Raw genomic sequence first — 20926 nt, 5'->3', positions numbered from 1 at the left:
TGTCGCTTCCCCTCCGCTGCCTGCCTTGCCGGCGGTCTATGTCTTGCGGACGGGCACCCCATCTAACGCCAAGTCTTGCCTTAACGCCACGTCTTCTTCTTTTTCCAGCGCCGTTCGCCCCGAGCGCCCGCTTCCTTGGCGCCAAGGTAGAATTCCTGGATGTCCTGGGAATGCATCAAGCGGTCGCAGGTGTCGTTCATCACGATACGGCCGATCTCCAGCACATAGCCGTAATGTGCCGTTTCCAGCGCCACCTTGGCGTTCTGCTCGACCAGCAGGATCGACATGCCCTGCTCCTCGTTGACGCGGCGGATGATGGTGAAGATCTCCTTCACCAGCAGCGGCGACAGGCCGAGCGAGGGCTCGTCGAGCAGCAGCAGGGTCGGCCGGTTCATCAGCGCGCGGCCGATCGCGAGCATCTGCTGCTCGCCGCCGGAGAGCTGGCCGGCCGGCTGGTCGATGCGCTCCTTCAGCCGCGGGAAATAGCCGTAGACGCGCTCCAGATCCTCCGCGACGCCGCCACGGTCCTTGCGCGGATAGGCGCCCATCATCAGGTTCTCGCGCACGGACAGGAACGGGAACACCTCCCGCCCCTCCGGCACGTGGCTGAGGCCCAGCCGCACGATCCGGTCGGCCTCCATGCGCTGGATCGGCTTGCCCATGAACTCGATCGCGCCCTTCTGCGGATCGAGAATGCCGGAGATGGTCTTCAGCACCGTGGTCTTGCCGGCGCCGTTGGCCCCGAGCAGCGTGACGATGCGGCCGCGCGGCACCTCCAGCGAGATGCCGCGGATCGCCATGATCGGCCCGTAATAGCTCTCGATGTTGGAAAGCTTCAGGATGATGTCCGGTGTCGCCGCGGCATCCATCGCGTCAGGCTCCCAGATACGCGGCGACGACATCAGGGTGCTGCTGCACCTCGGCGGGCGAGCCCATCGCCAGCACGCGGCCATAGTTCAGCGCGATGACGCGGTCGGAGACGCGGTTGACCAGCGACATGTCGTGCTCGACCATCAGCACGGTGACGCCGAGCTCGTTCTTCATGTCGCGGATCCAGAACGACATGTCGTCGGTCTCCTCGACATTGAGGCCGGAGGACGGCTCGTCGAGCAGGATCAGCTTCGGCTCAGAGCACAGCGCCCGCGCCAGCTCGATCACCTTGCGCACGCCGTAGGGCAGGCCCGAGATCAGCTTGTCGCGATAGGGCTCGAGATCGAGGAACTCGATCACCTGCTCGACCCGGCGGCGATGCAGCTTCTCGTTGGCGCGCACGCTCGGCAGGAACAGCAGCTCCTGCCAGAGCTGCGTGGTGGAATGGCGGTGGCGCCCGACCAGGAGGTTGGACAGCACCGTCGCGTTCTCGAACAGTTCGATGTTCTGGAAGGTGCGGGCGATGCCTAGTCTTGCGATATCGTAAGGCGGCTGCTCGGTGATGTCCTGGTCCTCGAAGAAGATGCGGCCCGAGGTCGGCCGGTAGATGCGCGAGATCAGGTTGAAGATCGAGCTCTTGCCGGCGCCGTTGGGCCCGATGATCGAGAGGATCTCGCCCTTCTCCACCGCGAACGACACCGCATCGACGGCCTTGAGGCCTCCGAAATGCAGCGACAGGTTCTCGGCGCGAAAATAGCTCATCGGTTGCGCTCCGACTTCACGTAGATCTTCTGCCGCTTGAAGGTGGCGCGCTTGTAGAGCGGGAAGAGCTGGAAGAAGAGCTTGATCTTGAGCCAGCGGCCGTAGAGCCCGAGCGGCTCGAACAGCACGAACAGCACGATGATGATGCCGTAGATCGCGCCCTTCAGACCGTTGAGCGAGGCGAAGGCCGCGACCTTGGACTGGACGTTGGCCGCTCCTTGGGTGCCGGCGCCGAAAGCGGCGGCAATGCCGGCGATGATGCCGGGCATGTCGTCCTTCAAATAGGTCAGGAACGGGTCGATCATCACGATGAAGATCGCGCCCAGCACGGCACCGTGCAGGCTGAAGCTGCCGCCGATCAGGATCACGATGATGAACTCGATCGAGAGCTGGAGCGTGAACATCTCCGGCGAGATGAACGAGAGCTTGTGCGCGAACAGCACGCCGGCAAAGCCGGTGATCGCCGCCGAGATCGCAAAGGACTTCACCTTGTAGAGCGCGACGTTGACGCCCATGCTGCGCGCCGCGGTCTCGCTGTCGCGGATCGCGACGAAGGCGCGGCCCGTCGGCGAGCGCAGCAGATTGAGCGTGCCGACGATGGTCAGCACCAGAACGGCGAGACACAGGAAATAGAAGGTCGGGCTGTCGCGCGGCACCGCGACGCCGAGCAGCGACAGCGTCTTGACCCGCATACCCTCGTTGCCGTTGGTGACGCTCTCCCAGCGCGCCAGGATCTCCTCGACGATCAGGGCAAAGGAGATGGTGGCGATGACGAGATAGATGCCCTGGAGCCGCAGCGCGGGAAAGCCGACCATCGCGCCGATGATGCCGGTCAGAAGGCCTGCGGCGAGGAAGTAGACCGGGAACGGCACGTTGTATTTCTGCAAATAGGCCGCCGTGTAGGCGCCGATCGCGAGGAACGCGGCATGCCCGAGCGAGGCCTGCCCCGTAAAGCCGGTCAGGATCAGCAGCGCCACGCCGACGGTTGCATAGATGCAGACGAAGACGAGCTGGCTCATCAGATAGCTGGAGAGCACGTAAGGCGCGACCAGCAGCAGCGCGAGCAGGATGCCGTAGGAGACGAAATAGCCCGAATGCGGGAACAGCTTGATGTCGTCTTCGTAGTCGGTCTTGAACAGGAAGCGCATGGCGTTCAGACCTTCTTGCGGACGTGAAGGCCGAACAGGCCTTCGGGCTTGAGCAGCAGCACGGCGAGCAGCACGACGTACGGCGCGACGTCCTTCCAGCCCTCGGCCAGATAGAAGCCGGCCATGCTCTCGATCACGCCGATCAGGACGCCGCCGACCACCGCGCCGGGGATCGAGCCGAAGCCGCCGAGGACTGCGGCGGGGAATGCCTTGAGGCCGAGCACGAGGCCGACATTGGAGTGAATGAAGGTGATCGGCGCCAGCAGCACGCCGGCGCAGGTCGCGACCGCCGCGCTGATCGCCCAGACGATCGACACCACGCGCTTGACCGGGATGCCCATGTAATAGGCCGCCAGCATGTTCTCGGAACTGGCGCGCATCGCGGTGCCGAGCGTGGTCCTGTTGAAGAAGAGCCAGAGCAGCGTGCACAGGATCATCGTCGCCGCGATCACCGAGAGCTTGTCATAGGCGAGCACCAGCGAGCCGATGCGCAGCACGCCCTGGCTGAACGGCGTCTCGATCTTCAGATCATCGGTGCCCCAGATCATGCCGGCGATAGAGCGCAGGAAGTAGCCGAGCCCGATGGTCGCCATGATGATGGAGAATTGCGGATAGCCGAGGATCGGCCGCACCACCACGCGTTCGGCCAGCATGCCGAACAGCGCCATCGCGGCCACCGCACCGGCAAAGCCGATCCAGTAGTTCAGGCCCATCATGCCGATGAAGGTGAAGGCGAAGAAGCCGCCCAGCATCATCAGGTCGCCCTGGGCGAAGTTGACGACCTCGGTCGCCTTGTAGACCAGCACGAAGCCGAGCGCGATCAGGCCGTAGACGCAGCCGAGCGCAACACCGCTGACCAGCTGCTGAACGAAATCCAGCATCGCCGCGCTTCCTCCTGACGCAACCGGCGGTTCTTCGATCGCCTCGTCGCATCTTGTGTCCAGTCGCTACGCAGTCGTTTCGCTGCGTCAGCGCCATTTGTCCCGGTGCCAATTCAGCCTGAACCGCCAAGCGCTGTCAACAAACGGTGACTTGCCTTTAGTCCAAGACGGATGACGGAATTTGCGGCAGTGCGATTCACCGCGCCGAAACATCTTCGGGTCATGGTCGCGGGCGATGCAAAACCGGATGGTGTGGCCGTCATGAAGCCGGACAGCTCGGCGCTCGAAGTCCGAGGGTTAACGAAGCGTTTTGACCGTCCGGCGGTCGACGGCCTCGACCTCACAGTTCACGCCGGTGAATTCTACGCCCTGGTCGGCCCCAACGGCGCTGGCAAGACCACCACTTTGCGCATGGTTGCGGGCCTCCTGCGGCCCGACGCCGGCGCGGTCTCGATCTTCGGCATCGATGCGCTCCAAAATCCGGTCGCCGCCAAGCAGGTGATGGCGTGGGTCTCCGACGAGCCCATGATCTACGACAAGCTGACGCCGCTGGAGTACCTCGAATTCGTCGCCGGGCTCTGGGGCATCGCGCCTTCCGCCTCGGAACCGGTCGCCGAGGGGCTGCTCAGCTCGCTCGGGCTCGAGCCGCACCGGCACGAGCGCTGCGAGGGCTTTTCCAAGGGCATGCGCCAGAAGGTGGCGCTGGCCGGCGCGCTGGTGCACGATCCCCGCCTCATCATCCTCGACGAGCCGCTGACGGGGCTGGACGCCGTCTCCGCCCGCCATGTGAAGGGGCTGTTGAGCGAGCGCGTCCGCGCCGGCTGCACCGTGATCATGACCACGCACATCCTCGAGGTCGCCGAGCGCATGGCCGACCGCATCGGCGTGATCGCCTCGGGCCGCCTGGTCGCCGAAGGCACGCTCACTGAGCTGCGCCAGCAGAACGGCCATGCCGACACCAGCCTGGAAGATCTCTTCATCGCGCTGGTGACGCTCCAGGAAGCCGCATGAGCTCGGCGACCGCGCTGACCTGGTTTGCCCGCCACGAGCTCCGGCTCGCCTGGCGCGAATGGCTCGCCATGATGACCGGCGGCCGGCGCAAGCGGACGCGCGTCGCCGTCATCGGCCTGCTTCTGTTCGCAGCGCTCCTGCACGTGCCGGCCTGGGCCGTGATCGGCCGCGTCGCCGACCTGCAACTGCCGCTCGACAAATCCTCGCTGATCGTGATCACCGCGACGATCTTTCTGGCCTGGACCTTGATGCTGTCGCAGGCGATCGAATCGGTGACGCGAGTGTTCTACGCCCGCGCCGATCTCGATCTGATCATGTCCTCGCCGGCGACGCTGGCCAACCTGTTCTCGGTGCGCATTGCCGCGATCGCGCTCGCCGTCACGGTGCTGGCGCTGTTGTTCTCGACACCCTTCATCGACGTACTGGTGATCGGCGGCGGACCGCGCTGGCTTGCGGCGTTCGGCGTCGTGGTCGCGATGGGCCTGTCGGCCGCGGCGATCGCGATTGCCGTCACCATCCTGCTGTTCCGCCTGATCGGTCCGGCACGGACGCGCTTCGTGGCCCAGGTCCTCGCCGCCATCATCGGCGCCGGCTTCGTGATCGCGCTCCAGGTCGCCGCGATCATGTCCTACGGCACGCTGTCGCGCATCACCATCCTGACCTCCGGCACCTTTGCCGAACACGCCCCCGACGTCGACAGCATCTGGTGGTGGCCGGCGCGGGCCGCCCTGGGCGACAGAGAGCCGCTGTTGCTGCTTCTCGCGCTCGGGCTGGTGCTGCTCGGCAGCGTCATGGCGATCTTCTCGGGCCGCTTTGCCGACACCGCGATCGACGCCGCGGCGTACGGCACATCCGGCCGCCGAGGCGCGAAGCAGCGGCCGTTCCGCGGCGGATCGCGGCAGCAGGCGCTGCGGCGCAAGGAATTCTCGCTGCTCTGGCGCGATCCCTGGCTGATCTCGCAGACCCTGATGCAGCTGCTCTATCTGGTGCCCCCGGCGCTGCTGCTCTGGCGCAGCTTCGCCGACAGTTCCGCCGCACTGACGCTGATCACACCCGTGATCGTGATGGCGGCGGGACAGCTTGCCGGCGGACTGGCCTGGCTGACGATCTCGGGCGAGGACGCTCCCGACCTCGTCGCGACCGCGCCGCTGACGCCGTCCAGCGTCATCCGCGCCAAGATCGAGGTGGTGCTGATCGCGATCGCGGTCATCTTCTGCCCGCTGGTCGCGGCGCTGGCGTTTGCCTCGCCGATCCAGGCCGCGGTCAGTGCCGGTGCGATCATCATCAGTGCGGCCTCCGCGACCGCAATCCAGCTCTGGTTCCGGGTGCAGGCCCGGCGCAGCCAATTCCGCCGCCGCCAGACCTCTTCCCGGCTTGCGACCTTTGCCGAGGCCTTCTCCTCGATCGGCTGGGCCGCCACCGCCGCGCTGCTGCTCGCTCTCCCCCTCGCCGGCCTCGTCAGCGGCCTGATCACCGCGAGCCTCGTCGCCATTACCTGGAAATTCAGCCCGAGACGCGAATAAGCGGCGCGGATGACAGCTGCGACACTGACGTGCTGTTGATCGAAGCCCATTGGCCCCGCGCTGCATTGCACGCTAGACTTTCCCCTGAAGTCATCGGGGACGGATATGTGGCGACTTGTTTCGGCCGCTCTGGCGCTGTTCGGCGCGCTCCTCTCGCCTGCCCTCGCTCAGCAGCAGCCCCAGCGCAGCGAATGCCTGGCGATGGCCAACACCGCGCCCCGCGCCGTCCCGGTCGCCTTCCGGCAGGCGACAGCCGCGGCCGAGGTCGAGATCACCTATGTCGGCCACTCCACCTATTTCATCGACACGCCCGGCGGCTTGCGCATCGCCACCGACTATAGCGGCGCCTATCAGGTCGGACGGTTGCCCGACGTCGTCACCATGAACCGGGCGCACAGCACGCATTACTCTTTATTCCCCGACAAACGCATTCCCCATGTGCTGCACGGCTGGGGCGAGGACGGCAAGCCGGCCATCGTGTCGGAGCGCATCGGCGACACCTTCATCCGCAACGTCACGACCGACATCCGCCGCTACTTCGGCGACGATGCCGGCACCGACATGATCCGCGACGGCAACTCGATCTTCATCTTCGAGGTCGCCGGCCTCTGCATCGGCCATCTCGGCCACCTTCACCACAAGCTCGACGACAGCCATTTCGCCCAGATCGGGCGGCTCGACATCGTGATGGTGCCGATCGACGGCACCTACACCATGTCGCTGGACGGCATCTCCGAGATCACCAGGCGGCTGCGGGCCTCCGTGGTGCTGCCGATGCACCGCTTCGCCACCCCGCTCGACGATTTCATGCGCCGGATCGGCCAGCAGTTCGAGATCGACCGGCGCATCGAGCGCTCCCTCCGCATGTCGCGCGATGCGCTGCCCTCGAAGCCGACGGTGATCATCCTCGACGGCGTCTGAGGCGCAATTTTCTCCAAGCCGGCTGGCGCCCATTGGTGCTGATCTCTCCGCAACAGGAGATCGACATGACAGACTTTGCGAGACTGCTGCACGCGGATGGACCAAACCCCGAGCACGCGGCAGCGCTCCGGCTTTACGGCCGCTTCGTCGGCGACTGGGATGCCGAGATCACCGCCCGCGGCCCCGATGAAACGAAACACACCGCGCCCGGCGAAATCCATTTCGGCTGGGTGCTGGAAGGCCGCGCCGTCCAGGACGTCTGGATCATTCCCCGTTCCACCGGCAGCCCCGCCTTTCCGGTCGCCGGCAACTGGTACGGCACGACGCTGCGGGTCTACGATCCGACCATCGATGCGTGGCGGATCTCCTGGTTCGATCCCGGCCGCAGCGTGTTCCGGCAGCAGATCGGCCGTCCGCGCGGCGATGACATCGTGCAGGAAGGCACGACCGACGCGGGCGAACTGACCCGCTGGAGCTTTACGGAGATTAGCGACGGCTCCTTCCATTGGCTCGGCGAGGACAAGCCGGCTCCCGCAGCCGATTGGCGACTTGTGGTCGATGTGAGGGCGAGGCGACGCAAGGGTTAAGTCGAATGGATTTTGACTGAATCGATTGGGCCACGGGTTCGCGGCAACCTCTCCCGCTTGCGGGGGAGGTCGCGCCGAAGGCGCGGGTGGGGGCTCTCTCCACACTGGGAATCTCTCTGTGGAGACACCCCCACCCCAACCCTCCCCCGCAAGCGGGAGAGGGAGCGCACCTCCTCCGCCGTTGCTATGGTGCTCTGAGCAACGCGCGCTGCCGGGCGCAAGGACGAGATGCTAGGCTCCCGCCACAAAAAACATAGAGGGAGCGAACGCCGATGGCTGCAAGCGGTCTACCCGCCAACACGAGCGGGCTATTCGTCGAGCCGCGCGAGGACTGGCTCGCGCTGCATCAGGAGGAGATCATCGATCCCTCGCGGCCGATCGTCGATCCCCATCATCACCTGTGGAATCGCGGGCACCGCTACCTGATCGAGGAGATGGCGGCGGATATCGGCTCCGGCCACAACATCGTCGCCACCGTCTATGTCGACTGCCGCTCGATGTATCGCGCGCACGGGCCCGAGGCGTTCCGGCCGGTCGGCGAAGTCGAGTTCGCCAACGGCGTCGCCGCGATGAGCGCAAGCGGTGCTTACGGAACGGCTGCGATCTGCGCCGGCATCGTCAGCCATGTGAACCTGCTGCTGGGCGACGCCGCCAAGCCGGTGCTGGAAGCCGAGATCGCGGCGGGCAACGGCCGTTTCCGCGGCATCCGGCATTCCTCGGCCTGGGACCAAGATCCTGTCGTCGCGGGCATGTACGCCAACCGGCCGAAGGGACTGTTGCAGGATCCGACCTTCCGCAAAGGCTTTGCCTGCCTGGCGCCGCTGAACCTCAGCTTCGATGCCTGGCTGTTCCATCCGCAGATCGGCGAGCTGACCGAGCTCGCGCGCGCCTTCCCCGACACCAGGATCGTGCTCGACCATTGCGGCGGTCCGGCCGGCGTCGGCCGCTTTGCCGGGCGGCGCGAGGAGGTGTTTCCGCAATGGCGCGCCTCGATCCGCGAGATCGCCAAATGCGAGAACGTGGTGGTGAAGCTCGGCGGCCTCGCGATGTGCCTGCTGGGCTACGATTTCCATCTGCGCGAGAGCCCACCGTCCTCCGAGGAGCTTGCCGCGGCCTGGCGGCCCTATATCGAGACCTGCATCGAGGCGTTCGGCGCAAGGCGCGCGATGTTCGAGAGCAATTTCCCGCCGAACAAGGGCCAGTGCAGCTATCAGGTGATCTTCAACGCCTTCAAGCGTATCGCGGCGCCACTGGGCGAGGCCGAGAAGACGGCACTGTTCTCGCAGACCGCGACCGATATCTACCGGCTCCACTTGCCGTCATGACGAGAGAGGGGCCGGGATGTTGGTCCCGACCCCTCTTCCGTCGTAGCCGCTGGGAAGCGTCCTCGAAAAGTCTTGGTCCGGGCGTGCGCTAGCCGGCGCCCATCAGCGAGGCGGGACGGCGCTCGCCGGTGGAGACGAACATCCGCTTGAGCTTGTTGACGACGCGGATCAGGAAACCGATCATCACCGGATTGGTCTTGCGGCAGAAAGCGATCTTCTTGACGTGGCCTTCGACATGCCATTTGGCATGCGCGCCGTCGCGGAAGAAGATGACGTCGCCGGGACCGTAGCGCTTCGGCGGCATGCCGTCGCTTTCGAGCACGATCGATCCTTCCATGATCATGATCGTCTCGTCGATGTCGTAGTACCAGTTGAAGCGCCCTTCGGTGCAGGACCAGATGATGGTCGAGGCGGTACCGTCCGCACTGGTGGACAGGATGTGCGAGCGCGACACCGGATTGCCCTCGATGATCCAGGACGGCTCGATCGGCCGCAGCTCGAGATCCACATTGCAACTACTAATTTCAATCAATGCGCGCGACATCTGTTTCCCCAGGGGATAGAATAGGCTTTTGGCCGGGTCGGGGCCCGGATTGTTTCCAATGATGTACGCAACGCTAGTGATCGGCTTTTAATTCTTTCTTACGCAGGCCTCGACAATCAGCCGCAAGTTGCATGTGCGAAGCAGCTAACGCCGCGATTTCCCTGCAAATTCGCGCACATGAACCCATCTTTTCCGGGGTGCGACAAAATGCGCGAAGTGACCTGAAAGGAGCCGTGCTGATGCCCCTCACGCCCGAGGTTCTGACAGCCAACAGCCAGGTCGTCGCCCGGCTCGGGAGCCTTGATATCTCCTTCACGCCGGATGATGAGTCCTGGTTTACCATCGACGGCATCGAAAGCCCCCGGCAGGTCGGCAGCGACGGCTCCGGCGGCGCGTTCGTGCTGCTGCCGTCGCAGAATGTGCTCTACGTCTCATCGGAGGGCCGCGCAGGAATTATCGCTGGTACGTTCGAGGCCTTTATCCAGCTCGTCGTCGTCCGGCCCTACTGGCTCGACATTCTCAAATTCTCCGCGGGCGGCGACCTCGCGGAAATGCGGCGCGCGGCGGATGCACTGGAGGCGACCCTCGACGAAGAGGATGAGATCAACGAGGCCCGCGAGCAAATCCGCAAGGGCCTCGACCTGCCCGAGCCGGACGATCCGGTCGGTGCGCTCTACGAGGCGGTGGCTGCTTCCGACGCCATCGTGCGGGCCACCGACGGCAGCCCGTTCACGACGCTGTTCAACCGCTTCAGCATCGACAACAACCCGATGCTGCGCAACGCGGCGGCATGAGGGCAGGAGAGACTGTTGCGAGGACGTTCACCTCTCCCCAGCGGGAAGAGGTGAAGCAAACTACTTCGCCCACTCGCCCTTGCGGAACACCGGCACCTTGCTGCCGTCGGCGAGGATGCCGTCGATGTCGGTCTCGGCCGAGCCGATCATCCAGTCGATATGGATCAGGCTCTGGTTGCCGCCTTGCGCGGCGATCTGCTGCGGCGTGAGCTGGGCGCCGTTAACGAAGCATTTCGAATAGCACTGGCCGAGCGCGATGTGCGAGGCCGCGTTCTCGTCGAACAGCGTGTTGTAGAACAACAGCCCGCTCTGCGAGATCGGCGAGGAATGTGGCACCAGCGCCACCTCGCCGAGACGGCGCGCGCCCTCGTCGGTGTCGAGCACCTTGTTCAGCACCTCGGCGCCGCGCGAGGCCTTCGCGTCGACGATCCTGCCGTCCTCGAAGCGCACCGCGATGTTGTCGATCAGCGTGCCCTGGTAGGACAGCGGCTTCGAGCTCACGACATGACCATAGACGCGGCGGCAATGCGGCGTGGTGAAGACCTCTTCGGTCGGGATGTTGGCGTTGCAGCTGATACCGTTCTTGGACAGGGAGGCGCCGCCTTCCCATTCATGGCCGTCGGCAAGGCCGATGGTGAGATCGGTGCCCGGGCCTGAGTACTGCAACGCGCGGAAACGCTGGCCGTTGAGCCAGTTGGTGCGCTCGCGCAGCACCGCATTGTGGCTCGCCCAATTGGCCATCGCGTCCTCGCGATCGACGCGGGAGGCCGCGAAGATCGCATCCGCGAGCTTGCCGATCGCGACGTCCTCGGGATCGTTGGGGAACACCTGCTTGGCCCATGATGGGCTCGGATAGGCGATGATGTTCCAGTTGGTGTCGAAATTGACGATCTTTTCCAGTGCCGGCTGATAGGCCATCGAGTTGGCCTTGCTGGCGCGCGCCACCTTGGAGGGATCCTCGCCCGACAGCAGCATCGGATTGTCGCCGACGATGGCGAGCCGCGCGGTGTTGTCGGAGAATGCCTTGGCCATGCCCTCATAGAGCCAGCCGGCGGCGCGATCGAAACTGTTGTCGTGACCGTGGCGGTAACGCGCCAGCGTCATCTCCTCGTCCGACAGGATCGGCGTCACGATACCGGCGCCGGCCTTGTAGGCATGAACGGCGATCCGGCGCACCAGCGGCAGCGCGATCGCCGGCGCCGTCAGGAGCAGATCCTGTCCCGGCCGCAAGCCCAGGCCCACCTTCACCGCCACCTCGGCCAGCCGGTCGAGTTTCGCAGGATCGATAGGAGTGGAGGTGATGCGTTGATCGGTCATGCCGGGTCCTCTGCCGAAAGTCTCTCGCTCAATCTAAGTCTAGCATCGCGAGACACAAGTATACGAGCGTATTGGGGGCGACGAAAGATACGCAGTTTCACGCATCTTGGTTTTCAACGCGTTGCCGATTTCAGCACCCGGTCGACCATGGCGGGAGCAAGGCCGAGGTAATTTTTCGGTGAAGTGAGCGCATCGATCGTGGCGCGGTCGATCCTGGCAGAGACGCGCGAGTCGGACGCGAGCGCGTCCGCCAGCGTCAAACCTTTCTCGTTGGCGAGCCGGCAGGCGTCATAGACGACGTCATGCGCCTCCTGCCGCCCGATCTGGGGCGCGAGCCCCATCATGACCGCTTCGGCCACAATCAGGCCCCGGCTGATGGCGAGATTGTCGTTCATCTTCGCCTCGTCGACGATGAGGCCCGCGAGCGCGAACTTCGCCTGGTGCAGCGCCCCGGCGGTCAGCACGAAGCTTTCGGGGATCGCCATCCATTCGGCGTGCCAGGGGCCGGTGGCGCGCTCGAAATCCTGCACCATCGCATCCAGCATCAGGCCCGCGTGCTGGCGCACCGCCTTGGACGCCGCCAGCATCAGTTCCGAGGAGATCGGGTTGCGCTTCTGCGGCATGGTCGAGGAGGCGCCGCGGCCTTTGACGAAGGGCTCGTAGACCTCGGCGAACTCGGTCGAGGCCATGATCATGATGTCGAGCGCGATCTTGCCGAGCGAGCCGGTGACGAGCGCGAGGAAGTTCACGGCCTCGGCAAAGCCGTCGCGCGCGACGTGCCAGGTCGAGGCGGGAACGCCGAGCTTCAGCTCGTCGCACAGCGCCTCCTGCACTTCAAAGCCCTTGTCGCCGAGCGAGGCCAGCGTGCCGGCAGCGCCGGCGAACTGGCCCACCAGGACCCGCGGCTTCAATTGCGCCAGACGCTCGGCGTGGCGATCGAACATCGCTAGCCAGATCGCGGTCTTGTAGCCGAAGGTCACCGGCAGCGCCTGCTGGAGATGAGTGCGCCCCGCCATCGGCGTATCGCGATGGCGCCTGGAGAGGTCGGCGAGAATCTTTCGCAGCTCCGCAATGTCGCGCTCGACGATCTCGAGCGCGGCACGCAATTGCAGCACTACGGCGGTATCCATGATGTCCTGCGTGGTCGCGCCCCAATGCACGTAACGGCCGGCATCGCCGCATTGCTTCACCATCTGGTGCACCAAGGGCAGGATCGGATAGCCGACGATGTCGGTCTCCTGCCTGAGCAGGTCGAAATCGAGCGCGGCAACGTCGGTCCGCGCCGCGATCTGGTCGGCGGCATCCTGCGGGATCACGCCGCATTTGGCCTCCGCCTTCGCCAGCGCCACCTCGACCTCGGCATAGCGCGCAACCAGCGCGACATCGGAAAACACCTCGCGCATCTCAGGCGTGCCGAAGGCGTCGCGGAACAGCATGGAGTCGAGCACGGTGGTCGAGGCGTGGAGAGCGGGCATGGGCGTTTCTTTATGGTTGGTGTTTTGTGTGGAAGCAGCTTACGCAGGCCGCGCCGTTCGGCAATGGACAATGCCGGTTCATCACACATTCGAAGTCGTGCATTGGTCTCGCCGCTGCGCGTCAAACCATCGGCTCCGTCATCCCCGCGCAACCGCGAAGCGGTTGTCGCTGGAGGTGCGAACCATGCGACGCGACGCGTCGCGTGGAGAGCCTCGAAGGATGGCAGGCCGGGATGCGGGCCGTCGCCCTTCGAGGGCCGCTGAAGAAGCGGCCACCTCAGGGTGACGGGATGCGCGGTCGGCGATATCAGATTGAGTACGTGGCCTGCGACAGCCGACCCCAGCCGCCACATTCCAGTCGAGGCCGCATTCCTCCCCGCAAATGGCATGGCAGCCATCTTGCGATCGCGATGAACCAAGCGGCCTCCCGGTGGACTCACAGACTTAGGCCGGAATCCGTTTTGCTTTGTCATTGCCCCGATGTCGTCGTGAGGTCTGAGTTTTCGACGTGCAGTTTCTGTTCCGGGATCACCTTCTGGACACCGACCGACGCGAGCTGAGCCGCGAGCAGGTTCCCGTTTCCGTGGAACCGCAGGTTTTCGACCTCGTCGTCCATCTCATGGAAAATCGCGACCGGGTGGTCAGCAAGGACGAGCTGATCGACAAGATCTGGCACGGGCGCAGCGTCTCCGAATCCACCCTGACCAGCCGGATCAATGCGGCACGCAAGGCGGTCGGCGACAACGGCGCGAGCCAGGCGCTGATCCGAACCATCGCGCGCAAGGGTTTTCGTTTCGTCGGCGACGTCGAGACCAAGCTCGCCGCGGCCGCGCCGGAACCCGGCCGGTGGATACAGGCGCCGCAGACGGCACTCGCGCTGCCCGACCGGCCCGCCATCGCCGTGCTGCCCTTCACCAATATGAGCGGTGACCGCGAGCAGGACTATTTCTCCGACGGCATCAGCGAGGACATCATCACCGCGCTGTCGAAGCTGCGCTGGTTCTTCGTCGTCGCGCGCAACTCCTCCTTCGTCTACAAGGGCCGCGCCGTGCACATGCACGAGGTCGCGCGCGAGCTCGGCGTGCGCTACGTGGTCGAAGGCAGCGTGCGGCGAAGCGGCGAGCGCGTGCGCATCTCGGCCCAGCTCAACGACGTCTCGACCGGCAGCCATCTCTGGGCCGAACGCTACGACCGCGAGCTTGCCGACATCTTCGCCGTGCAGGACGACATCACCGAGGCGATCGTCGCCGCGATCGAGCCGCAGCTCTATACGGCCGAGAGCTTTCGCGCCGGGCAGAAGCCGCCGGGCAGCCTGGATGCCTGGGACCTCGTCATGCGCGCATTGTCGCATTACTGGCGCATCACCCGCGAGGACAATGCGGCCGCGCAAGGGCTGCTCGAGAAGGCCGTCGCGATCGATCCCGCCTATGGCAAGGCGCTGGGCCTGCTCGCGACCAGCCATATCTTCGGCGCGCATATGGGCTGGGCCGACATGGCCGCGACCGTGCCGGTCGCCGAACGCGCGGCGCTTGCGGCGGTGGAGGCCGATCGCGAGGACGCCTGGGCCCATCACGGCCTCGCCTACACCTACCTGTTCCGCCGCCGCTTCGACGACGCGCTGGCGGAGTTCGAGCTGACCTTGAGGCTCAATCCGAATTTCGCGATGGCGCACGCCTTCTACGGCGTGACGCTGTGCTACGCGGGACGATGGCAGGACGGCGATGCCGCCGCGCGCCGCGCGCTGCGGCTGAGCCCGCGCGATCCGCTCGCGGCGATCTATTGCGGGGTCGCCGCCTATGCCCAGTTCATCGGCCGCAATTACGAGGCAAGCTTGCAGATGGCGCGGGAATCGATGCGGCAGCGCGCCGATTTCGTCGGCGCACATCGCGTGCTGACGGCGGCCGCCGGCATGCTGGGTGATCCGGCCCTTGCCGCGTCCGCGCTGGAAGGCTTGCGCCGCGCCCAGCCGGGCATCTCGCTCGCCTGGATCACAAGCGAGCTGCCGATGCTGCTGGAGCAGGACCGCGAGCATTATCTGGAAGGATTGCGGCGCGCGGGGATGGAGTAGACTTCTCGCGCAGCATCGAGAGTGCGCCCTCCCCCCACAAGGGGCGAAGGGAGGCGAACAACCTAAGCCACCGCGCGCCGGCCGATGATCGCGAAACGGAGCTTGCCCGAGATGAAATCGATCGCGGCGACCGCGACCAAGATCATCAGGATCAGGAACGACACCTTCTGCCATTCCAGCACACGGATCTGCTCGGCGAGCTGGAGGCCGATGCCGCCGGCGCCGACGATGCCGATGATGGTGGCCGAGCGGGTGTTGGACTCGATGAAATAGAGCACCTGGCCGGCAATCACGGGCAGAACCTGCGGCAACAGACCGAAGCGGATCTCGTGCAGTGCGCTGCCGCCGGAGGCGCGGATGCCCTCGACCTGCTTCTGGTCGGCGCCCTCGATCGCCTCCGAGAACAACTTGCCGAAGGCGCCGAAATCGGACACCGCGATGGCGAGCACGCCGGCGAAGGGGCCCAGGCCGACGACATTGATCCAAACAAGCGCCCAGATCAGCGTATCGACGCCGCGGATCGAATCCAGGAAACGGCGGATCGGGAAGCGCAGGATGTTTGACGGCACCACGTTGCGGGCGGCGAGCAGGCTGACCGGCAGCGCGAACAATGCGGCGAGCGTCGTGCCGAGCAGAGCGATCGACAGCGTCTCGCCGAGCGCCTTCAGATAGATCGGCAGCGAGGAGCCGGGATCGGGGGGGATCATCATCAGGCTGATCCAGCCGAGCTGGCTGAGGCCTGCGACGAAGCGCGACGGCGAGAAGTCGAGATCGACGAGGCCGTACACCAGGACCGCGAACGCCGCGACGATCATCGCCGGCATCGCAAGCCGCGCCGAGGCGGGCCGGTCGAACACGTCAGGATAGCGCGCGCGAAGCTCTCGCGTGTCAACCTCTTGCGGCCGCGTCACGTCCGCGCCTCCTTGCCGAACAGGCGGCCGCGCAGCCAGCCGGTGGTGATGTCTATGATGAAGACCGTAATGATGATGGTGAGCAGGATCGCGCTGACGTCCGAATAATAGAATTTGCGGATGGCGACGACGAGCTCCTGGCCGATGCCGCCGGCACCGACAAAGCCCATCACCGAGGCTTCGCGGACGTTGATCTCGAAGCGCAGCAGCGCGTAGCTGGCATAGCCCGCGGTTACCTGCGGCACGACGGCAAAGCGCATGCAGGAGAGCCAGCTCGCGCCGGTCGAGCGGATGCCCTCGACCGGCTTCATGTCGGCGTTCTCGACGATCTCCGAGAACAATTTTCCGAGCGCGCCGGTGGAATGGATCGCGATCGCAAGCACGCCAGCCATCGGCCCGAGCCCGAAGGCGATCACGAAGATCAGCGCGAAGACGATGCCCGGGACGGTGCGTGCAAATTCGAGCAGACGCCGCACCGTAAAGCGCAGCCAGGGCGCGGGCGAGGTGTTTTCCGCCGCGAAGAAGTTCAGGACAAAGGCGAGGGTCGCGCCGGTCAGCGTGCCGACATAGCTGATCAGCAGCGTCTCACCCAGCATCTTCAACCATTTGCGCCAGCCCCAAAGCCACTCGCCGACATCGGTCCAGACCCGCTGGCCGTTGTCGAGCGTGAGGATGCGATCGAAATAGCTGACGAAGTTGCCGAAATAGGTGAAGAAGGTGCGCAGGTTCACTTCGGCGCCGATCGCGGCGAGAAGCAGCGCGGCGGCGAACACCACAACCCCGAGCAAGAGACGGAGCCGCCTGCGCGCGACCGCCTGATTGTAAGCGGTGTTCAGCGCAGCCAGCTGCTGCTCGGGCAGGATCGAAACCGCGAGGGTCATCTGTTCAGGAAAAGTGGCCGATCAAAGAGAAAGAGCCGGGTCCATCGACCCGGCTCGAGTAGCTCGTCCCGAAACTCAGGACGCCTTCTTCTTACGCAGTGCATCGACGAACTTGATCAGCTCGATCGTGCCATCCCAATCCTTGGTGGTGGCGGGATGAAAACCCTTCTTCTGGCCGTCCTGGAGGCGATCGAAGGCCGCCTTGTCCTTGGCCGGAGCGTCGAAGAACGCCTTCGCGATCGCCGCCTTCGCCTCTTCCGGCAGGTCGGAGTTGTAGGCATAGGGGCCGTTGATGATCGGCGCCGACTTGTGGATGATGCGGAAATCGTCCTTCTTCATCGGCGAGCCGTCGGCATTCTTCAGCATGCCCTTGGTCAGCATCTGCGCCAGAGTCGAATCGTCGTCGCTGGTCCACTGGTTGGCCGCGACATCGACCGTGCCCTGCGCCAGCGCCAGGATCGCGTTCTCATGGCTGCCGGTGAAGACGACCTTGCTGAAATAGGTGTCGGCGTCCGCGATGCCCATCTTGTCGAGCTCGAAGCGCGGCACGTTGTTGCCGGACGTCGAGTTCGGGTCGACGAGGCCGAGGTTCTTGCCCTTGAGCTGGTCGATGCTCTTGTAGGGGCTGCTCGCCTTGACGAAGAACACCGAATAGTAGCCGGTCGAGCCGTCGGCGTTGATATCGTTGGCAAAGGCGTCGGTCTTGACGCCGGTCAGGCGGGCGCGGGCGAACGAGGCCGAGCCGTAGCTGGCGATATGGATATTGCCGGCGCGCTGGCCTTCGATGACGGCGGCGTAGTCATTGGCGATGCGCAGCGTGACCTTCACGCCCAATTCCTTGGAGAGATAGCTCATGAACGGCGCCCAGCGCTCGGTCACGCCCGAGGCGTTTTCCGCCGGAATGACCGCGAAGGTCAGCTCGGGATATTTGGCTTTCCAGTCGTCGGCGGAGGCCGAGGTCGTGAATGCGAGCGCGGCGGCGCCGGCAAGAACTAATCTGCGAGTGATCATGATACCCTCTTCATCGGTTGGGGTCGGTTGACGCAAAAATTGGCAACGACAGAAGCGATGCGGCTCAGGCGGCGGCCGCCGTTCCAAGCGCCGGAATGCCTTCGGGCGCCGGCACGGGCGAGCCGCCCATGACGTCGGTGGCTTCGAGATCGTAGAGCTCGCGCGCGACGTGATCGGTCAGCGCAGACGGTGCGCCGTCGAACACGACACGGCCCTGCGCCATCCCGATCAGGCGGCCGCAATAGCTGCGCGCCAGGTCGAGCGAATGCAAATTGCAGAGCACGGTGATGCCGAAATGCTTGTTGATGCGCAGCAGCGCATCCATCACGATCTTGGTGTTGCGCGGGTCGAGCGAAGCGATCGGCTCGTCGGCGAGAATGATGTCGGGCTGCTGCACCAGCGCGCGGGCGATCGCGACGCGCTGCTGCTGGCCGCCGGAGAGCTGGTCGGCGCGCTGCGCGGCGAGCGCGGCGATATCGAACTGTTCGAGCGCGGACATCGCCAGCGCCTTGTCGTGTTCGGGCCAGGTCTGCGACAGCGAGCGCCAGGCCGGCATCGTCGCGAGGCGCCCCATCAGGATGTTGGTGAGAACATCGAGCCGGCCGACGAGGTTGAACTGCTGGAAGATCATCGCCGAGCGCGCCCGCCACTGCCGCAGCTCCTTGCCGCGCAGCGCTGTGACGTCGGTGCCGTCGAACAGGATGCGGCCCTGCGTCGGCGTCACCAGGCGGTTGATGGTCCGCAGCAGGGTGGACTTGCCGGCGCCGGATCGTCCGATCACGCCGACGAATCCGCCGGGGGAAATTTGAAACGAAGCGTCGTCCACCGCGGCTTTTGCGCCAAAGCGGCACGTCAGACCTTCAACCACCAGCATGCAGGGCTCCAGAGTAGCTGGGATCCACCGCTAACGCCGACGCTTGACACTTGTGTGACATGCACGTTGCGGTGCGGCGATCCAACACACCTCATCCCCTGTCATCGCTGCGTCATGACATTGTCATCGAGCCGCTCGAAGAGGAACGCCCGCCCTCACGCTTCGGATACGACATGGCCGGCAAAGCCCTTTCAGTCCAACCGACCATCGATCCCTCGGCCAAGCTGCACGAGACCCGGCTCGGCGCCTATACCGAGGTCGGCGCGCGCACGATCCTGCATGAAGTGACGATGGGCGATTACTCCTATGTCGTGAACGATTCGCAGATCACCTACACCACGATCGGGAAATTCTGCTCAATTGCGGCGATGACGCGTATCAACCCCGGCAATCATCCGATGCATCGCGCGACGCAGGCGCACTTCACCTATCGTTCCAGCGCCTACTTCCCCGGCGAGAGCGACGACACGGAGTTCTTCGACTGGCGGCGCCAGCATCACGTCCATATCGGCCACGACGTCTGGATCGGCCATGGCGCGATCGTGCTGCCCGGCCGCAACATCGGCACCGGCGCGGTGATCGCGGCCGGCGCCATCGTCACCAAGGACGTGCCCGCCTACACCATCGTCGCCGGCAATCCCGCGCGGATCGTAAGGCGGCGCTTCTCGGAAGAGATCGCCGGACGGCTTGCGCGGCTCGCCTGGTGGGACTGGGATCACGACAAATTGCGTGAAGCCCTGCCCGATTTTCGCAGGCTCGGGGTTGAGGATTTTCTCTCCACGTATGAAGCACGGGCACACTCCCCTGCCAGCAAACGAAGCGCGGTCGCGTGACAGACATTTTCCTTGAGGGCGGCCGGGCCCTGATCGGCACCGAGTTGGTCGAGACGTCACTCAGCGTGGCCGGAACGGACATCGCACGGGTCGATGCCGCCCGTGGCCGGGCTCGGCTCGCGATCGATGCGCGCAATCTGCTGGTGTTGCCGGGAATCGTCGATCTGCATGGCGATGCCTTCGAGCGGCAGATGATGCCGCGCGCCGGCGTGGACTTCCCGATCGACGTCGCGCTCGCGGACAGCGACCGCCAGGCGATCAGCAACGGCATCACCACGGTGTTTCACGCCACGACCTGCTCGTGGGAACCGGGCCTGCGCAGCGCCGACAATGCGCGCGGCCTGATGGAGGCGATCGAGCGGCAGCGTCCGCAATTCGCTGCCGACACCCGCTTCCATCTGCGGCACGAGACCTACAATCTCGATGCCGAGGCCGAGATCAGCCAGTGGCTTGCCGAGGGCCGCGTCGACCTGTTTGCCTTCAACGACCACATGGACGGCACCGTCGCCGACATGGCCAAGCCGCGCAAGCGCAACCGCATGGTGGAGCGCACTGGCTTGTCCAGCGAGGATTTTGACGGGCTGGTCGACCGCGTGATCTCGCGCGCCGCCGACGTGCCGGCCTCCGTGTCGCGGCTCGCTGCTTCTGCCCGCGCGGCAGACGTGCGGATGCTCTCGCATGACGATGCGACACCCGCGATGCGCCGGGAGTTTCGCGAGCTCGGCGCTGACATCGCCGAGTTTCCGATCAACGAGGAGACGGCGCGGGCGGCAGCGAGCCACGGCGATGCCATCGTCTACGGCGCGCCGAACGTCGTGCGCGGCGGCAGCCACACCGGCTGGACCCGGGCATCCGACATGATCGCAAAGGGGCTCTGCTCGGTGCTGGCGTCGGACTATTACTATCCCGCGCAACTGCTCGCCGCGTTCCGCCTCGCCGCCGATGACGTGTTGCCGCTGACGGAGGCCTGGAGCCTGGTCTCCGCGGAGCCTGCGCGCGCGACGGGCCTTGCCGACCGCGGCATCCTCGCCGAAGGACGCCGCGCCGACATCCTGCTCGTCGACGACACCGTGCCGCTGCGGCCGCGGCTCGTCGCGGTGATATCAGGCGGAAAGCTCGTGCATCTCACCGATGCGACGCGACTGCTCAGCGCGGCGGCGGCGCCGCGCGAGGCTGTCGTCGCGGCATAA

At 65.4% G+C, this 20926-nt stretch carries 20 protein-coding genes; 9 read left to right on the top strand and 11 right to left on the bottom strand.

All coding sequences use genetic code 11. The annotated features are described in order from the left end of the window. Positions 1-80 precede the first annotated feature (80 nt). From ACVWW6_RS10860 to ACVWW6_RS10845, 4 genes are read right to left on the bottom strand one after another with little or no spacing between them, the layout of a single operon-like run. Positions 81-869: an ABC transporter ATP-binding protein gene (locus ACVWW6_RS10860; RefSeq protein WP_011090653.1), complete on the bottom strand. Its 789-nt coding sequence runs from the start codon at positions 867-869 to the stop codon at positions 81-83. Positions 870-873: 4 nt separating this feature from the next. Then, complete coding sequence (locus tag ACVWW6_RS10855) at positions 874-1632, bottom strand: ABC transporter ATP-binding protein (protein ID WP_011090654.1); 759 nt, start codon at positions 1630-1632, stop codon at positions 874-876. Continuing rightward, positions 1629-2780 (bottom strand): branched-chain amino acid ABC transporter permease, encoded by a 1152-nt coding sequence (locus tag ACVWW6_RS10850; RefSeq protein WP_011090655.1) that lies wholly within the window; start codon positions 2778-2780, stop codon positions 1629-1631. Before ACVWW6_RS10850 ends, ACVWW6_RS10855 begins: the two co-directional genes overlap by 4 nt. Before the next feature lie 5 nt (positions 2781-2785). Then, a complete protein-coding gene (locus ACVWW6_RS10845; RefSeq protein ID WP_011090656.1) occupies positions 2786-3661 on the bottom strand; it encodes a branched-chain amino acid ABC transporter permease in 876 nt (291 codons plus the stop codon). Between the two features lie 261 nt (positions 3662-3922). On the opposite strand from ACVWW6_RS10845, the gene ACVWW6_RS10840 reads away from it, so the two are divergent. The 5 genes from ACVWW6_RS10840 to ACVWW6_RS10820 all read left to right on the top strand — a co-directional run bounded on the left by ACVWW6_RS10840 (position 3923) and on the right by ACVWW6_RS10820 (position 9028). Then, a complete protein-coding gene (locus ACVWW6_RS10840; RefSeq protein WP_456680705.1) occupies positions 3923-4672 on the top strand; it encodes an ABC transporter ATP-binding protein in 750 nt (249 codons plus the stop codon). Further along, on the top strand, positions 4669-6195 hold the full coding sequence (locus ACVWW6_RS10835; RefSeq protein ID WP_456680704.1) for a permease: 1527 nt from the start codon (positions 4669-4671) through the stop codon (positions 6193-6195). Before ACVWW6_RS10840 ends, ACVWW6_RS10835 begins: the two co-directional genes overlap by 4 nt. A gap of 105 nt (positions 6196-6300) precedes the next feature. After that, complete coding sequence (locus tag ACVWW6_RS10830; RefSeq protein WP_456680703.1) at positions 6301-7116, top strand: MBL fold metallo-hydrolase; 816 nt, start codon at positions 6301-6303, stop codon at positions 7114-7116. Between the two features lie 65 nt (positions 7117-7181). Further along, positions 7182-7703: a hypothetical protein gene (locus ACVWW6_RS10825; protein WP_456680702.1), complete on the top strand. Its 522-nt coding sequence runs from the start codon at positions 7182-7184 to the stop codon at positions 7701-7703. Positions 7704-7975: 272 nt separating this feature from the next. Beyond that, a complete protein-coding gene (locus ACVWW6_RS10820) occupies positions 7976-9028 on the top strand; it encodes an amidohydrolase family protein (RefSeq protein ID WP_456680701.1) in 1053 nt (350 codons plus the stop codon). An 88-nt stretch (positions 9029-9116) separates the two neighbouring features. Here the strand turns inward: ACVWW6_RS10820 and ACVWW6_RS10815 are convergent, their stop codons facing one another. Next, positions 9117-9572 carry a cupin domain-containing protein gene (locus tag ACVWW6_RS10815; protein ID WP_038966115.1) on the bottom strand — a complete coding sequence of 152 codons (456 nt, stop codon included), beginning with the start codon at positions 9570-9572 and terminating at the stop codon, positions 9117-9119. Positions 9573-9811: 239 nt separating this feature from the next. Here ACVWW6_RS10815 and ACVWW6_RS10810 point away from each other — a divergent pair, with 239 nt between their 5' ends. Continuing rightward, positions 9812-10366, top strand: a complete 555-nt coding sequence (locus ACVWW6_RS10810) for a Sec-independent protein translocase family protein (RefSeq protein ID WP_304548992.1) — start codon at positions 9812-9814, stop codon at positions 10364-10366. 60 nt (positions 10367-10426) lie between these two features. Here ACVWW6_RS10810 and ACVWW6_RS10805 read toward each other — a convergent pair whose 3' ends face one another. Both ACVWW6_RS10805 and pcaB read right to left on the bottom strand, forming a co-directional pair. Beyond that, entirely contained in the window at positions 10427-11683 is a 1257-nt protein-coding gene (locus tag ACVWW6_RS10805) for an aminopeptidase (protein ID WP_011090664.1), read from the bottom strand. Positions 11684-11796: 113 nt separating this feature from the next. Beyond that, the gene (gene pcaB, locus ACVWW6_RS10800; protein WP_456680700.1) at positions 11797-13158 is read right to left on the bottom strand and encodes a 3-carboxy-cis,cis-muconate cycloisomerase; all 1362 of its coding nucleotides are present in this window, start codon (positions 13156-13158) and stop codon (positions 11797-11799) included. A 508-nt stretch (positions 13159-13666) separates the two neighbouring features. Between pcaB and ACVWW6_RS10795 the strand changes: the two genes are divergently transcribed. Then, positions 13667-15226: a winged helix-turn-helix domain-containing tetratricopeptide repeat protein gene (locus ACVWW6_RS10795; RefSeq protein ID WP_271552714.1), complete on the top strand. Its 1560-nt coding sequence runs from the start codon at positions 13667-13669 to the stop codon at positions 15224-15226. 62 nt (positions 15227-15288) lie between these two features. Here ACVWW6_RS10795 and phnE (ACVWW6_RS10790) read toward each other — a convergent pair whose 3' ends face one another. The 4 genes from phnE (ACVWW6_RS10790) to phnC form a co-directional block, all read right to left on the bottom strand. After that, positions 15289-16137 (bottom strand): phosphonate ABC transporter, permease protein PhnE, encoded by an 849-nt coding sequence (gene phnE, locus ACVWW6_RS10790; RefSeq protein WP_011090667.1) that lies wholly within the window; start codon positions 16135-16137, stop codon positions 15289-15291. Beyond that, positions 16134-17018: a phosphonate ABC transporter, permease protein PhnE gene (gene phnE / locus ACVWW6_RS10785; RefSeq protein ID WP_028175526.1), complete on the bottom strand. Its 885-nt coding sequence runs from the start codon at positions 17016-17018 to the stop codon at positions 16134-16136. Before phnE (ACVWW6_RS10785) ends, phnE (ACVWW6_RS10790) begins: the two co-directional genes overlap by 4 nt. 75 nt (positions 17019-17093) lie before the next feature. After that, complete coding sequence (phnD, locus tag ACVWW6_RS10780) at positions 17094-18029, bottom strand: phosphonate ABC transporter substrate-binding protein (RefSeq protein WP_161532393.1); 936 nt, start codon at positions 18027-18029, stop codon at positions 17094-17096. A 64-nt stretch (positions 18030-18093) separates the two neighbouring features. Then, the gene (gene phnC / locus ACVWW6_RS10775) at positions 18094-18903 is read right to left on the bottom strand and encodes a phosphonate ABC transporter ATP-binding protein (RefSeq protein ID WP_456680699.1); all 810 of its coding nucleotides are present in this window, start codon (positions 18901-18903) and stop codon (positions 18094-18096) included. 173 nt (positions 18904-19076) lie between these two features. Between phnC and ACVWW6_RS10770 the strand changes: the two genes are divergently transcribed. Both ACVWW6_RS10770 and ACVWW6_RS10765 read left to right on the top strand, forming a co-directional pair. Then, positions 19077-19736: a chloramphenicol acetyltransferase gene (locus tag ACVWW6_RS10770; RefSeq protein ID WP_456680698.1), complete on the top strand. Its 660-nt coding sequence runs from the start codon at positions 19077-19079 to the stop codon at positions 19734-19736. Next, a complete protein-coding gene (locus tag ACVWW6_RS10765) occupies positions 19733-20926 on the top strand; it encodes an alpha-D-ribose 1-methylphosphonate 5-triphosphate diphosphatase (protein WP_456680697.1) in 1194 nt (397 codons plus the stop codon). Before ACVWW6_RS10770 ends, ACVWW6_RS10765 begins: the two co-directional genes overlap by 4 nt.

This window comes from Bradyrhizobium sp. USDA 3311 (assembly GCF_054062495.1).
This window is presented reverse-complemented; position numbering and strand designations above follow the sequence as displayed.

Coding starts and splice junctions, on each gene's coding strand:
- ACVWW6_RS10855 (WP_011090654.1), bottom strand. CDS start 1,632: ATGAGCTATTTTCGCGCCGAGAACCTGTCGCTGCATTTCGGAGGCCTC.
- ACVWW6_RS10770 (WP_456680698.1), top strand. CDS start 19,077: ATGGCCGGCAAAGCCCTTTCAGTCCAACCGACCATCGATCCCTCGGCC.
- ACVWW6_RS10840 (WP_456680705.1), top strand. CDS start 3,923: ATGAAGCCGGACAGCTCGGCGCTCGAAGTCCGAGGGTTAACGAAGCGT.
- ACVWW6_RS10830 (WP_456680703.1), top strand. CDS start 6,301: ATGTGGCGACTTGTTTCGGCCGCTCTGGCGCTGTTCGGCGCGCTCCTC.
- ACVWW6_RS10820 (WP_456680701.1), top strand. CDS start 7,976: ATGGCTGCAAGCGGTCTACCCGCCAACACGAGCGGGCTATTCGTCGAG.
- ACVWW6_RS10860 (WP_011090653.1), bottom strand. CDS start 869: ATGGATGCCGCGGCGACACCGGACATCATCCTGAAGCTTTCCAACATC.
- phnC (WP_456680699.1), bottom strand. CDS start 18,903: ATGCTGGTGGTTGAAGGTCTGACGTGCCGCTTTGGCGCAAAAGCCGCG.
- phnE (WP_028175526.1), bottom strand. CDS start 17,018: ATGACCCTCGCGGTTTCGATCCTGCCCGAGCAGCAGCTGGCTGCGCTG.
- ACVWW6_RS10845 (WP_011090656.1), bottom strand. CDS start 3,661: ATGCTGGATTTCGTTCAGCAGCTGGTCAGCGGTGTTGCGCTCGGCTGC.
- ACVWW6_RS10810 (WP_304548992.1), top strand. CDS start 9,812: ATGCCCCTCACGCCCGAGGTTCTGACAGCCAACAGCCAGGTCGTCGCC.
- phnD (WP_161532393.1), bottom strand. CDS start 18,029: ATGATCACTCGCAGATTAGTTCTTGCCGGCGCCGCCGCGCTCGCATTC.
- ACVWW6_RS10805 (WP_011090664.1), bottom strand. CDS start 11,683: ATGACCGATCAACGCATCACCTCCACTCCTATCGATCCTGCGAAACTC.
- ACVWW6_RS10835 (WP_456680704.1), top strand. CDS start 4,669: ATGAGCTCGGCGACCGCGCTGACCTGGTTTGCCCGCCACGAGCTCCGG.
- ACVWW6_RS10825 (WP_456680702.1), top strand. CDS start 7,182: ATGACAGACTTTGCGAGACTGCTGCACGCGGATGGACCAAACCCCGAG.
- ACVWW6_RS10850 (WP_011090655.1), bottom strand. CDS start 2,780: ATGCGCTTCCTGTTCAAGACCGACTACGAAGACGACATCAAGCTGTTC.
- pcaB (WP_456680700.1), bottom strand. CDS start 13,158: ATGCCCGCTCTCCACGCCTCGACCACCGTGCTCGACTCCATGCTGTTC.
- ACVWW6_RS10815 (WP_038966115.1), bottom strand. CDS start 9,572: ATGTCGCGCGCATTGATTGAAATTAGTAGTTGCAATGTGGATCTCGAG.